Raw genomic sequence first — 13,027 nt, 5'->3', positions numbered from 1 at the left:
AGTGAATAGTGAATGGAAAAGGGGCAGGCTGAAGGATAAAGGTGAAAAAGATTGTTCAAAGTTCAAGATTCAACGCCGAACATAGCAATAGATTCTTTACGTATTTGTTTTCACACTTGAACCCTCGACCCCTTGAACCCTTTTTACCGGTTGCGAGATACGGGTTTTTCGTGAATGCTGCTTACTGCATAGTGCATACTATTTAACTCAGGGGGTAAGGTGAAATACCAGACAGGGGAAATTGGAAGGGTAATTGTTGCAAAGTTTGAAGATGGTGATGCCATCCTCGATAATCTGATTGATATTGCAAAAAAGGAAGGTATCAGGGCAGGTATTTTTTATCTTGTTGGAGGAATAAAAAATGCCAGGATTGTTGTCGGGCCGGAAAAGGATGAACTACCGCCAACGCCTGTCTGGCGGGAATTAGATGAGAGCCACGAAATGATGGGCACGGGAACCATTTTCTGGCATAAGGATGAACCAAAAATTCATTTTCATGGAGCCTATGGCAAGCATGATCGCACGAGGGTAGGGTGCCTGCGGGAGATGGCTGAAACCTTCATTGTCCTTGAGGCGGTCATATTTGAATTAAAGGGTATTAATGCGATAAGAAACCTTGATCTTAAATCCAATATGGTACTTCTCGATTTACCGTAATGTTACCTACTCCCCTATTTAGTGCCTTTTCCACCACATCATTCTAAGAAGCCGAGCGTTTGTGGTGGAAAACCGATCGCTTCGCAGGAAGTCAAGATACTGCGTATTGTTTTTTTACTGAATCTAAACGACAGAGCTATTTTTCTCAGCTTATCCTTATTTAATTTGCTTGTCAGCAAGGATTTTAAAATATGGCAAAAGAGTCCTGTCCCCGAACGGGGGAATGACAATGAGCTTGATAAAATGTCTTTAACTGTTCACTATTCACTAACGACTATTCACTGAAGTACAACAGTACTTTAAGCCATGAAAGCTGGATTAAGGATTGATGGATTAAAGGATTAAAATAACCCGTATAAATGTTTTGTTTTGGTTGCGGCCATAGGTTGCGCTGTGTGGTATACTGTAGTATGTTTATCTGTATCGGGCGCACACAATGAAGTCACAGGTCAAAGAGATCAGTAAAAGATTCAAAACTGCACAAATTGGCCTCAGAGACATCCTATCGATTATCGATGTAACCCTGGATGATCATATAGGGGAGCAGGCCACCCTATACCCCTATGAGGTTTTTGAGGGACTCAATGAGCTGATTGACCGGACTACCCATGGAACCAGGATTGAACGTTTCAGGCCAAGAGAATGCAGGCAACCCTTTCATACGTTTGAGCTCCATACAAAAAACGGGGAGGTTCTCGGTTATCTCAACATGGTCTACCTGAGTAAGCCGATTCCATGCTATTACCTCGTATATGCAGAGATCATGGTTCGTTTTCGCGGTCGGGGGCTGGGCAACAACATCCTGAAGGCCTATAAGGAATTTGCGGAGAATGAAAAGGCGGTCGCGCTTCTCGACAATATTATCCCCCCTGGGGACCCGACGTACACCATTTATGCTAAACTCGGCTGGAAGCCTGTTGAAGAACTGGTTGGCGACAGCGCTATCGATGGGAAAGGGCATTATATGGTCTTTATTCCATCCTCGATTAAGACCCGGAATCTAAAGGCCGGCCTCCTTAAGGTGCTGATCAAAGTCAGAAAAAAAAGACCTATCATCGATATGTACGATAATGAGTCCATGGTCCAGCGGACTATCGGAGAGTTTCAATCTCTTTACAAGGCGTTGGAGTGCCTTTTCACGAAAGAATTGTTATCGAAGACCTCCACCCCGCTTATGCGTTTCATGTTTACCAAATTCGTTACAAAGGTACTCGGATTCAGGAGGCGGATTGCCACCCTTCTTGGTTATACAGGGGGAGAATCCCTTGAACAGATCTCCATATCGGGCCAGATAAAAGCGCTAACCATCCAGCCCTATTCCCTGTGGACCCCCATGGAAGACAAGGCCAGGGTATGGGGCAACGAAGAGATCATGCGCAGTTTGCCGGAGACATTGAAAAAGAAGCCTACTTCATGTATAGAGGCCTTGCCTGTTTACAAGCGTCCTTACCTGTTATCATCGACGGGGAGAAAAAGGACCAGAGATTACCTCAATCTGAAGATCTCCGACCTTCTTGAGCTGGGTTTTGACCCGACGAAATTGAGAGCGTTTCACCATGAGGGCACGGATTACATCTTCGAAAGGGTATCCGCAGGTTTTGTTGCATCTATTGAGAAGAAGCGAAGATTTTTGCAGAAGATCGGTGAACGGGTTTCGGGGATGCGCTTCCGCAGCGCGATGGTCCAGATCAACCCTCCCCTCGTAATCCTCCAGGAGAGAGGAAATAGTTACGTTCTGCGGAGAAGGGTGGATGGGATACACCTGGACGAGGCCCTGCATCAGCTCAGAACCTCTCCCCTCCTCAAGGAGATGAATCGTGCCGTGGGGATCGACCGCGCTATACTCGCCACCGTGCATGAAATCACCGACAGACTGCTGAAGGTCTTTGGTCCCAAACGTCTTCAAGTGATTGATGACCTTGTCTTTTTTGTTCCCTGGGACCTCGAAAGAAACGACCCGAAGGTGATAGTCGATATCTCCAGTGTTACGTTACGTGACATTTGGCTTACCTGAAGGGCCGTTCCGACCGCCTCTTCCGGGTGAAATTGATATGACTCCTGTGCGCACGATTTTCCATAATCCCGATACCATGAAAAGAACGACAGCATTGGATTATGTTTTACTGGAGTTTCTTAGCTTTTCTCATTTGATATGGCCGGAACGCTGTTTTGCTCTCTGCCGGGGCACCCACCCGGTGAGTGGGTCGTGCGCGACTTATCCATTACCCTTCAATGTCAAGAATAAAGATTTGACCCCCAGTTTTTTTGATTGGTGATGAGTGACCGCTAAATACTTTTAATTATTGGTTTTATTACTATTTTAAAAGTTTCTGCAACTGTTGCAGCAAATGCAAATCATGCCCCTTTGTTACAAATTGCCATCCGGTTCTCTTCAGGGGTTTTTAAAAGCGAAATCTCAGGAAAATTGGCCCCAAGGCATACTCGAAGTCTCGAATCGGGTAACGGTTTAACGGCAAAGCCGCAAAGTTCTTCCTGCTCATATTCCAATGTTATTGATTATATGTATGTTTGGGCAACAGGCCGCAAAGATTTGATCCTCAGTTTTTTTGTAGCTGGTTTTACTCTCTATCCGTGACTGCTCCTCATTGAATCAGAAATCAAGCGGGCTTTTGGCCTCTTTAACCGTGACGCTCTTCACTGTATGTGTATAAATCATGGTGGTCCTGATATCGCTATGTCCCAGCAGCTCCTGGATTGTCCGAATATCATAATTCCCCTGGAGAAGATGACTGGCAAAGCTGTGGCGAAATGTATGGGCGCTCGCACGCTTACAAATTCTTGCCTTGTTCACTGCCTCTTTTATCTCCTTTTGTACATGAGTTTCATGCAGATGATATCGCCTGTATTCTCCGGTATTATCCTCATGGGTTAATTGTTTGGCCGGGAAAAACCACTGCCAGATAAACTCCCTGGCCGCGTTTTTATATTTCTGTTCTAATGCATTCACCAAAAACACACCGGCATATCCCCGATCCAGGTCCTGTTGATGAAGTTCTTTTAATGATTCAAGATGTGCCCGGAGTTCCGGAAGAATTATTTCAGGAAGCGGTACGGTCCGGTCTTTTTGTCCTTTGCCATCATGAACCGTTAAGATGCCTGCATCAAAATTCATGCAATGTATACGAAGGCCCAGGCATTCAAACAGCCGAAGTCCGCACCCGTAAAGCAATTTCACAACAAGATCATATGGAGGAACAAGGTGCTTCAAGATGGCATTGATTTCTTCACGGGATAAAACTACAGGAATATACGGTTTTCTCTTCGCCCTGACAACTCCGTCAATCTTTCCAAATTCTTTTTGCAGAAAATGACGAAAAAAGTATAAGAGTGCATTAAAGGCCTGATTTTGAGTAGTGGCTGATACTTTCCGTTTCACAGCCAGAAATGTTAAAAACTCTTTAACATCATTTGATGAGAGTAAGGCGGGCGTCTTGCAGCGCGTAAACGTCTGAAAGTTTTTCACCCATCCTTCATATGTCTGCAGAGTTTTAGGAGAGTAATGCTGTATATGAATTTCATCCGCTAACCGGGAGTATTCCGCTTTCCAGGAAACCCCGCTTCCTTGTTCAACATTCATCTTCTCCGACGGACTAATAATGTCCGTGGAGTTACCCGCAGACGACGCCAGCGATGAAACAATAGAGGGAGAAAAAATGTTCTTTTCCTTTTGACTCGACATAACCGGCCACTCAGGGAGAGCAATATCTTGTTGGTCATTAGAAATCATGCATTTCTGAGAACTGGCTGGTTGGGGCATAGGTGCTTTGTCGGGGAGACCCTTTGCACCAAGCATCTCGTAATACAGAGTTATTGCCGTTACGGCCTGTTCCTGTTGAACCTTCGTTTGCTGCTTTTCCTGCAACTTATTAATAAAGTGCGGCAGACTTTCTCTATGTATGGGAAGGAAATGATATTTCAGGCAAAAGTCCAGATAATATTGAAGCCACTTTTTGTACACCCCGTGCAAGCTGTTTTGGATTTCCCTGTTCTGTAAATACTTTTCAAATATTTTATGTAAATCAGACGGGATGGCAAGCATCCGGAATCCTCCAGTTTCTGTATAACCTTAAAATTGACATGATATACAGAAAGATAAAATAAATTGTTGCAAAAAGTTTGTCAAGAGATTATACATTGTTATATCAATAATTTAAGTTGTCACTTACTGTCACTTAGAAGTAGGTAAGACCATGATTTGTATGGACATCGGAGCATTGTTATTGGATGGAATCGCGAAAGAATAATTGATTTGTGGAAATAGACAGAAACTATAGAATAACTTGTTCTCCCGGCGCTTCGCGCCGCGAGAATCGGGGTAGTTAAGCCGTCAACTCCTTCCCGTCGCTCCGCTTCGGGAGAACAAGGAGTTGAAGACCGATGCCCCTTCGGGGCACGGCTTAACTGCCCCGATTATGCTTCAATGAGGAATGAGATATGGGTAACTATTCTGAAATTGAAATAGAGTTTATCGAAAGGACGATAGAGTTAATTGAGCAATATTGCTCTGATTTGGAAAAGTATCCGTTTGAAAAACAATTTAACCATACTTTAGTCATAAATTGCATGCTTGGCCTGATAGTAATGCCAAAAGAGAAGGCAATTACCTATATCCCTAATGAGCGATTAATCACTGAATATAAAACTAAAATTGGTTTGCAGGACACTGTAATTCATGATGATATAAAAACTCTTCGAGACCTTATTAAAAGACTTCGTAATTCTGTTGCTCACTTTAGTATTAATGTGATTTCTGAGGATGTGAACAATCGAATAGATTGGATTGAATTTATCGACGATGAAAATGGCGGGAAAGTGCTGGCTTGTTTCAAAGAAAGTGAAATTCTACCTTTTTTAAAACACTACACCTCATTTTTAGTCGAAAATATGAAGAAATATATGTAAAGTAGCATAACCAGCCAATGCACTGGATTGCCATTCCGCTGTGTTGCATGGCAACGAGTGACCGGCGCGTTATAGGAGAAAACATGTTGAAAAATATTATCTCCATCATATTTATAGCATCCCTACTCTTTGGTTGCTCTGATTTGAATAATATAGAATCACCGCGCAAGAGTGTAAAGAAAGTGGATGAATTTGTTTTTGCAGAAGGCCGTTGGAAAGCTCTTCCAGAAACAAACGCTAGAATCATTTCAAAGATAAACTTCACGTCAATAACTTGCGACCGTAAAAACAAGACTTGTAAAGAAATTATTTCATATGTCTATGCTCCAAAAGAAAGCCGAATTCATAAAAATTCTATACTTTACAGCGACAATTTTACTTACCAAATAACCGATTGGACTAATGATATAATCAAAGCAAAATGGGACGCTACAGTCGCAGATATAGAAATTACAATCTCATTAAAAGATAACTTTGCAGAAAAAAGTTATCGTGAAACAAAAGCGAGAGGTGTCGAATCTTCCAATCCTGATATTTATGGAAAATGGGTGCTTGAATAAAAACCTATAACAAGGTAATGCAGCGAATCGGCCATAAAGCGGCCTCTCGCTGATTTCTTTGTTATGCATCGAGAAAGGAGAAATAGGAAATGAGAATAGTCATGGTTGTATTTATGATATTCTGTATGGCGTCATTCAGTCTTGCAGAGGATGCCGTGAAGGTTAAACAAGCCACAATTCGAGGTGAGTCAATCAAGGTTGGACAGGGAGCCGATATTGTTCAGAGTAGGATCAAAGCCGACAAATACATTGCAGCCGGATACAATTATGGAGACACGAGCAAGGGGTATTACAATGATGCAGGTGTTACTTATATCATCACTTACGGGCCTCCAAAAAGTGGTACTGGTTCTTATGTAGTGAGGCAAATTGAAAAGGTCACCGCGAAGCGGGAAAAGCCGGTCACTTCTTCCTCACAGTTAAGCAAGAACGAATCGAAAGCAAAACAGCCAGTAACTATAGGCATGCTAGCCGATACCGTATTGGGAAAACGTGGGAAGGCAATATCTGTAAAGCAAGTAGGACGTGATGAGAACGGATTACTCGCCGAGTGGCAATACCCGGATGCGACATACTTAATGGGGCGACGACTACAGGGTGGGATTGAAGCCTACCGAGTTATCAAAATTACACCGCGGTAATGAAATGACACAAAAGCATAACCCGTCGCTCCACCCGATCGCAGCCCGCTGGGCTGCTCCGGGTGAGCTTTTCGTTATGTCCAGAAACTACAATGAATGATCCCATTCGAGAACCTCATCAACATTGTTGGCAGCAATGGCCACGGCGGCAAGCGCCTCCTTCAGGTCGAGGTATTTTGAAAAATCATCTTCCTGGTAAAGAGCGATTACAGCCTTCAACTTCTGAACCCGTTTTTCAATTGCTTCTTCATAAACCTTTAAATCTTCTTTTGATATCATAGGAGACCTCCATGAGTGATTTTACGAGAATCAAAGACGTTGAAACCCTCGAAAGATATGAAAACAAATTGAAAGATCTTTTTGAGAAAGTCATTGACGAACTGAGGGGCACAGACCTGCCCCCGAGAGAACAAGAAATATACGATAACGGTCCTCATGCCAGATTCAACCCCTTTGAACTTAGATCGGCGATCGATGCCCTTGTTGGAACACTCAAGGACATTAAGAAAATCGCCAAATGAAACATAACCAATGGATACAGCCAATCGCTAACGCTCTGGCTGATCCTGTCGTTAGCCGCAGAGATGAAACATGAGCGAGAATAGACAATTCCTCTATCGATATCGCCACTTAAATGGGCAACATCGGGAATGGACGAAGAGAATCCTCACCGAATCGGTTTTGTACTTTGCGAACCCGTTAACATTCAATGACCCGTTCGACTGCAAAGTTCACTACCTGCCCTCTTTCTCAGTAGATGAGCTTAGGCAGCAACACTTAGACCGGCTCAAGCGACGTATGCCGAACCTCAATCGCAAGCAGCGTAGGGCAAAAACCACACAAGACATAAGTGCCATGGAGCCCGAAAAGTTCCTTCGCCAGGTGACGGATGGCTTTCAGAAAGCCGTTAACGGAATTGGCGTATTATCCCTCTCCGCCACCGACCGGAATATCTTACTGTGGTCCCACTATGCAGAGGGCCACACGGGACTGTGTCTAAAGTTCATGGCTACCGACCAGACACCATTCTTTGGACGCGCCCTGCCGGTCAACTACGTGTCAGACTACCCCAAAATCCCCATAACGAGTCCAGCAGGCGAACAGATTGACGCATTTCTTCTTACCAAAGCCATTGACTGGCATTATGAGCAGGAATACCGAATTATAGACCACGACGATGGGGCTGGCGGCAAGATTTTTCCTGCTGAGTTTTTGGTGGGCGTAATACTTGGCGCACGAATGACGCCAGACGACAAAACAGCGGTTGTGGCATGGGCAGCCGAGCGCAAATGCCACATGGAAGTACTCGAAGCATCGATAGCGTCCGGGTCATTCTCTCTTGAGATTCGTCCATATGAGGGATGATCAGTGAACCATGGTAAAATGAGATGGCTAACCACTTGATGGAGCCAACTCCTTACAGTCGTGGCTCATCATGGCGTTCTCCCGGCGCTTCGCGCCGCGAGAATCGGGGCAGTTAAGCCGTCAACTCCTTCCCGTCGCTCCGCTTCGGGAGAACAAGGAGTTGAAGACCGATGCCCCTTCGGGGCACGGCTTAACTGCCCCGATTATGCGAGAAAAATGAAAAAGATAACAATTCAAATCACATTAAAAGATTCATCCGCAACCGAGGGCGCTACCGCTGAATTCGCCACTTACATAGTCTATTGCTTATCTCCAATCGGAGGTAAAATGTTTCTGCCGGGTCATTAGTTATGCGGAAAAGGCGGGAAATGTGTAGAAAGCCAACGCCTGGTATGCAGGTTTGAAAAATGACATTATGGATGTCCCTATAGTATTTGAAGGCGAGGAGAGAATAATATGATAATTGGAAGTTCGAGTCTTACGGTTACCAGTGAACTATCGTATTTGCCTGCAATTCAGGCATTTGCAAGGGAAATTTCAAGGGAAATCGGCTTCAGTCGTAACGATCAGGAAATGATTCTGCTCGCCATTGAGGAGGCTGTAACAAATGTAATCGAGCACGCTTTTGAGTCCGCAGAACAATCGTTTCAAGTTATCTTTGAACCATTGGCAGGGGGCATTAAGATCATAGTTAAAGACAAGGGCTTGCCATACGATCCCAATCTCCTTCCGGAATATGAAGCGCCTGTGGATATCCAGCAGGAGGTGTCCCCTAAAGGCCTCGGATCTTTTATCATGAAGAACTGTGTTGATGAGGTGTTCTTCTGTAATCTCGGGAAGGGGGGGAAGGAATTGCAGCTCATCAAACGTCTTCCCGGTAAGAGTGTTGTGGAACACGACGAAGATCCCGGGCTGAAACTACCTCAGAAATTTTCCGGTGAGAAGATTGTTTCTTCGTCACCCTCCTCATTTGAGTTGAGGCTGATGGAGCCTTCCGAAGCATTGGAAGTATCAAGGCTCTTCTATCGAACATACGGGTATTCATATCTGTCAGATGTAATGTATTATCCGGAGAGGCTTGCGGAATTCATCCGGGAAGGCCTCATCAACTCGGTTGTTGCAGTGACCGAGGAAGGAGAGATTGTCGGGCATTTAGCCATAACCAAGGAAGCACATGATGACATGATCGCTGAAACAGGAAAGGGGGCAGTGAAACCAAGTTTCAGGGGTTTGGACATCTTTACGAGGATGCAGAAGTTTCTTAACGATAGAGCTAAAACCATGGGGATTAAGGCCGTCTACGGGAGGTCGGTCACCATCCATAGCGCTACACAGAAAATGACAGAGAAGACCGGGTATAAGGACTGCGCTGTGGTTATCGGTTATGCTCCGGCAGATATAGCATTCAAGGGGATCGCAGAACAGCTTTCCCAGCGGGAAACATTAGTTTATTGTTTTCAGCCTGTTGTTGAATTGCCGGTGACTTCCATATATCTCCCCTCTCATCATGAACCTATCCTGCGCAAGATATATTCGAATCTTGGCTTGAGCAAGGATTTCAAGACATCTCGCGGAACTGCGCAGATGGAAGACCTCTCCATAATGAAGATAAAGGTTTCCTCCGAAATAAATAGTGCGGAAATCGTGATTCATCGATACGGCAAGGATGTAACAAGAGTTCTTCGAGGCCACCTTGAGGACCTATGTTCAAAAAAGATCAACCATTTTACCCTCTTCTTGAATTTAGGGGATCCGGTCACGAGTCATATATGTGAAGAGATCGAAAAGCTCGGATTCTTGATGAGCGGAATCATACCTTGTCTTCACTTTGAAGATACTCTTATACTTCAGTACATGAACAACATACTCATCGATTATTCCAGGATAAAGCTGTACTCCAATATGGCAAAAGAAATAGTTGCATACATAGAGGACCAGAAAAGGACAAAGTGCATGCAAGAGTTATAGCTGATAATGCATTACAGCATCTGAAGGGCATTTGTAAGTTATCAATTTCTCTAATGGTTTGGAGAGTATAGGATGTCCCCACATCCCTCCCCACATCCCCCATTGTGTTATGCGGTGGATAGACTGATAGTAACGCTTGACATTATTAACGTCTTGCGATATTATTTATTCGATGATAAAGAACTTTCGATGTAAACATACTGAGAAGGTTTTTTTAAGAGAACCGGTCTCTAAGTTTTCGCAGGACATTTGCCGAAAGGCTCTGAGAAAGCTCTTGATTTTAGACGCCGCCGAACGCCTGGACGACTTGAGAATACCGCCGGGAAACCAACTGGAAAAACTAACGGGAAACAGGCAGGACCAATACAGCATCAGGATCAACGACCAATGGCGAATATGCTTTTGTTGGAAAGATGGAGACGCCCTTGAAATTGAAATAGTTGATTACCATTAGGAGGAAACCATGACAGCAAAGACAATGGAGCCGATACACCCTGGAGAGGTATTGTCTGAGGAATTCCTCAAACCACTGAATATCAGTCAGTACAGATTGGCTAAAGATATTAACGTTCCGGCTCGCCGTATCAACGAGATCGTGCATGGGAAGCGCTCAGTAACTGCCGACACAGCCCTTCGCCTTTCCCGCTATTTTGCCCTTTCAGAGCGGTTCTGGCTTAACCTCCAGTCTCGCTATGACCTTGAAACAGAAAAGGACCGGTTTAAGGGTCGTATAGAAGAGGAAGTAAAAGTGTTTGAACGAAAGACCGCATAACGATTAGCTGCACCGGACGTGGCGAAAAGGCGTGCCACGCCGGTGAGCACCGTGTTCTCCCGGCGCTTCGCGCCGCGAGAATCGGGGGCAGTTAAGCCGTCAACTCCTTCCCGTCGCTCCGCTTCGGGAGAACAAGGAGTTGAAGACCGATGCCCCTTCGGGGCACGGCTTAACTGCCCCCGATTATACAAAGGAAAGATAGATGAACTCATGGCTCGAATTTGAAGAGCGTTTTCGGCGAATCTCAGTCTCGCTCCAATACTTACGCATAGACTTCCAATGGGGCGATGCGGGAGAATATTGGCGGTTGTGTGGAATGCCATCCAACGCATTATGCCGTCAATTCGAAGCACTGGCTGAACTCTCCGGTTTGGCCCTGGTAGAATGTGCTAAAACGCACGTAGAATTGCTACCGACGGTTGCCAAAGAAAGAGAGGCAAAGCATGTGTGGTACAGGGCCTTGAAAGAACTAACGAATGAATTCGAATTCGGTTCTTATGGAACTCAACATAATAAAGAAGATGACAGCTATGCCGGAACTATCTACTGGGGAAGTATTTCAAACGTAGTAGAAGTTTCTGCCAACCTCTGTCTCTCGTTACACGCCAGATATCCACTGCCAATCCAGGAGAAACAGATGACTGAAATAAAAATATCAAATAGCACAATTGGCATACTTAACACAGGGCAAATTAACAACATTAAATCCATTGCGGTCAATATCGGAAAGTTGAACAACTCCGGACTCACTGACGTCGCGGACGCGATTAATGCCTTAACGGATGCAGTAGCAGCGTCTAATGAATTGGAGGATGAAGTGAAGACCTCCACGTTAGAACAGCTTGAAAGCCTGAGCGAACAGGCATTATTGCCCGAGAAGGAGAGGATGAAACCAAGCATCCTTAAAGCAATTGGCACCACAGTTGCCTCGACGCTGAGTGCAGCCGGTGGGCTTGCCGAGATTTGGTCCACTTGGGGGCCAGCGATAATGAGGTTTTTTGGCGTTTGAGAGGGGCAAACTATGAGGGGTGGTATAACCATGGCATCCAGCCAATCGGCCAGCGGCCTCTGGCTGATCCCCATGTTCGGTAAAGGAGATGGATAGAACTTGAATTGGGAACGGACATATGAAATCGAACAGTCCCCCGAAGAACCCTTGTCCTGGATACAGTACGAGCAACTTGTTACGGCGGAATGGACAGCTTTGCTCAACCGCAATTCTCCCCCATCCGAACAAGAGATACAGGCTTTCCTTGAAATCCATCCGTCGCTGGTGCCCGGTGCGTTTGGCTTTGTTGGTGGTGAAAGCGGTCACTATCCTCGATTATGCGGACTTATCACACAGCCGTCCTTACCGTCTTATGATCGGCGGGTACCTGACTTCATGTGGATAGCTCAGAGTAGCGATACCGAAGAGCCAGTTCTTATCGAAATTGAAGCTCCGTCCAAACGCTGGTTCACAAGAAATGGCAGACCTACTGCGGCATTGACACAGGCTCTGCACCAGATTACAGACTGGAAAGTTTGGTTTGATGCTCCAAGGAATGTCGAGGCATTCAAGGCTTTCTACGGCCTCGACCAGGGTTGGCATGCACGTCGTTTGCGGCCGTCCTACTTACTTATATACGGCCGTCGAGCGGAGGCGAATGCCGATCCCAGCCGCATTCCGCAGCGCGGGCATTTGTTTCCTGAAAATGTCTTTGGCAGGACCTTTGACCGCCTTCAGCCGAACCCGAAAGCCGACGACCTTGTTTGTCTAAAAGCCGTCAATTCTGGAAGTTTTCAGGTTGTCTCTGTACCTCCGACATTGAGGTGGAGGCCGATGCTCGCTCGTGAACGAGGACTTAGTGGCGGTTGGGATGCAGCCATTCTCTCAAATCCGCATATCTCAGAAAGACGAAAGGAATTTCTTATTCGCCGCCGGGAGTATTGGAGTGAGTGGGTACGTCGTGACGAAAGAGGTGTTATAAACAGCAGTGACAAGGAATGATGACCGAACTCCTATAAGGCCTCCCCGTGTCAATAGATAAATCTCTCCTCCAACGAAAAATGTTACTTTTTTTTCGCCCTAACTTACAACTTACCATCTGACTTAATTGCCAACGGCTCCGGCTTTATTTCTTATATCGGTGCAAAAATCC

The 13,027-nt window shown here is 45.3% G+C and carries 14 protein-coding genes; 12 read left to right on the top strand and 2 right to left on the bottom strand.

All coding sequences use genetic code 11. The features are described from left to right. The first annotated feature begins 219 nt into the window (after positions 1-219). Both NTX75_05430 and NTX75_05425 read left to right on the top strand, forming a co-directional pair. The gene (locus tag NTX75_05430) at positions 220-657 is read left to right on the top strand and encodes a DNA-binding protein (protein ID MCX5815671.1); all 438 of its coding nucleotides are present in this window, start codon (positions 220-222) and stop codon (positions 655-657) included. 436 nt (positions 658-1,093) lie between these two features. After that, positions 1,094-2,671, top strand: a complete 1,578-nt coding sequence (locus NTX75_05425) for a hypothetical protein (protein ID MCX5815670.1) — start codon at positions 1,094-1,096, stop codon at positions 2,669-2,671. A 597-nt stretch (positions 2,672-3,268) separates the two neighbouring features. On the opposite strand, the gene NTX75_05420 is transcribed toward NTX75_05425, so the two are convergent. Then, a complete protein-coding gene (locus NTX75_05420; protein MCX5815669.1) occupies positions 3,269-4,717 on the bottom strand; it encodes an integron integrase in 1,449 nt (482 codons plus the stop codon). Between the two features lie 395 nt (positions 4,718-5,112). On the opposite strand from NTX75_05420, the gene NTX75_05415 reads away from it, so the two are divergent. From NTX75_05415 to NTX75_05405, 3 genes are all read left to right on the top strand, one after another. After that, positions 5,113-5,580 carry a HEPN family nuclease gene (locus NTX75_05415; GenBank protein MCX5815668.1) on the top strand — a complete coding sequence of 156 codons (468 nt, stop codon included), beginning with the start codon at positions 5,113-5,115 and terminating at the stop codon, positions 5,578-5,580. 83 nt (positions 5,581-5,663) lie between these two features. After that, positions 5,664-6,140 (top strand): hypothetical protein, encoded by a 477-nt coding sequence (locus NTX75_05410; GenBank protein MCX5815667.1) that lies wholly within the window; start codon positions 5,664-5,666, stop codon positions 6,138-6,140. 89 nt (positions 6,141-6,229) lie between these two features. Then, the gene (locus NTX75_05405) at positions 6,230-6,781 is read left to right on the top strand and encodes a hypothetical protein (GenBank protein MCX5815666.1); all 552 of its coding nucleotides are present in this window, start codon (positions 6,230-6,232) and stop codon (positions 6,779-6,781) included. 87 nt (positions 6,782-6,868) lie between these two features. On the opposite strand, the gene NTX75_05400 is transcribed toward NTX75_05405, so the two are convergent. Beyond that, the gene (locus NTX75_05400) at positions 6,869-7,060 is read right to left on the bottom strand and encodes a hypothetical protein (protein ID MCX5815665.1); all 192 of its coding nucleotides are present in this window, start codon (positions 7,058-7,060) and stop codon (positions 6,869-6,871) included. An 11-nt stretch (positions 7,061-7,071) separates the two neighbouring features. Between NTX75_05400 and NTX75_05395 the strand changes: the two genes are divergently transcribed. The 7 genes from NTX75_05395 (at position 7,072) to NTX75_05365 (ending at position 12,876) form a co-directional block, all read left to right on the top strand. After that, positions 7,072-7,302 carry a hypothetical protein gene (locus NTX75_05395; protein ID MCX5815664.1) on the top strand — a complete coding sequence of 77 codons (231 nt, stop codon included), beginning with the start codon at positions 7,072-7,074 and terminating at the stop codon, positions 7,300-7,302. 334 nt (positions 7,303-7,636) lie between these two features. After that, entirely contained in the window at positions 7,637-8,146 is a 510-nt protein-coding gene (locus tag NTX75_05390; protein ID MCX5815663.1) for a DUF2971 domain-containing protein, read from the top strand. 456 nt (positions 8,147-8,602) lie between these two features. After that, complete coding sequence (locus tag NTX75_05385) at positions 8,603-10,114, top strand: ATP-binding protein (protein ID MCX5815662.1); 1,512 nt, start codon at positions 8,603-8,605, stop codon at positions 10,112-10,114. A gap of 172 nt (positions 10,115-10,286) precedes the next feature. After that, the gene (locus NTX75_05380) at positions 10,287-10,568 is read left to right on the top strand and encodes a type II toxin-antitoxin system RelE/ParE family toxin (protein MCX5815661.1); all 282 of its coding nucleotides are present in this window, start codon (positions 10,287-10,289) and stop codon (positions 10,566-10,568) included. 9 nt (positions 10,569-10,577) lie between these two features. Beyond that, positions 10,578-10,886 carry a HigA family addiction module antitoxin gene (locus NTX75_05375; protein ID MCX5815660.1) on the top strand — a complete coding sequence of 103 codons (309 nt, stop codon included), beginning with the start codon at positions 10,578-10,580 and terminating at the stop codon, positions 10,884-10,886. 316 nt (positions 10,887-11,202) lie between these two features. Then, positions 11,203-11,895 carry a hypothetical protein gene (locus tag NTX75_05370; protein ID MCX5815659.1) on the top strand — a complete coding sequence of 231 codons (693 nt, stop codon included), beginning with the start codon at positions 11,203-11,205 and terminating at the stop codon, positions 11,893-11,895. Between the two features lie 99 nt (positions 11,896-11,994). Continuing rightward, positions 11,995-12,876 carry a DUF4263 domain-containing protein gene (locus NTX75_05365; GenBank protein ID MCX5815658.1) on the top strand — a complete coding sequence of 294 codons (882 nt, stop codon included), beginning with the start codon at positions 11,995-11,997 and terminating at the stop codon, positions 12,874-12,876. Positions 12,877-13,027: the final 151 nt, after the last annotated feature.

The sequence above is a fragment of the Pseudomonadota bacterium genome, from assembly GCA_026388315.1.
GTDB lineage: Bacteria > Desulfobacterota > Syntrophorhabdia > Syntrophorhabdales > Syntrophorhabdaceae > MWEV01.
This window is presented reverse-complemented; position numbering and strand designations above follow the sequence as displayed.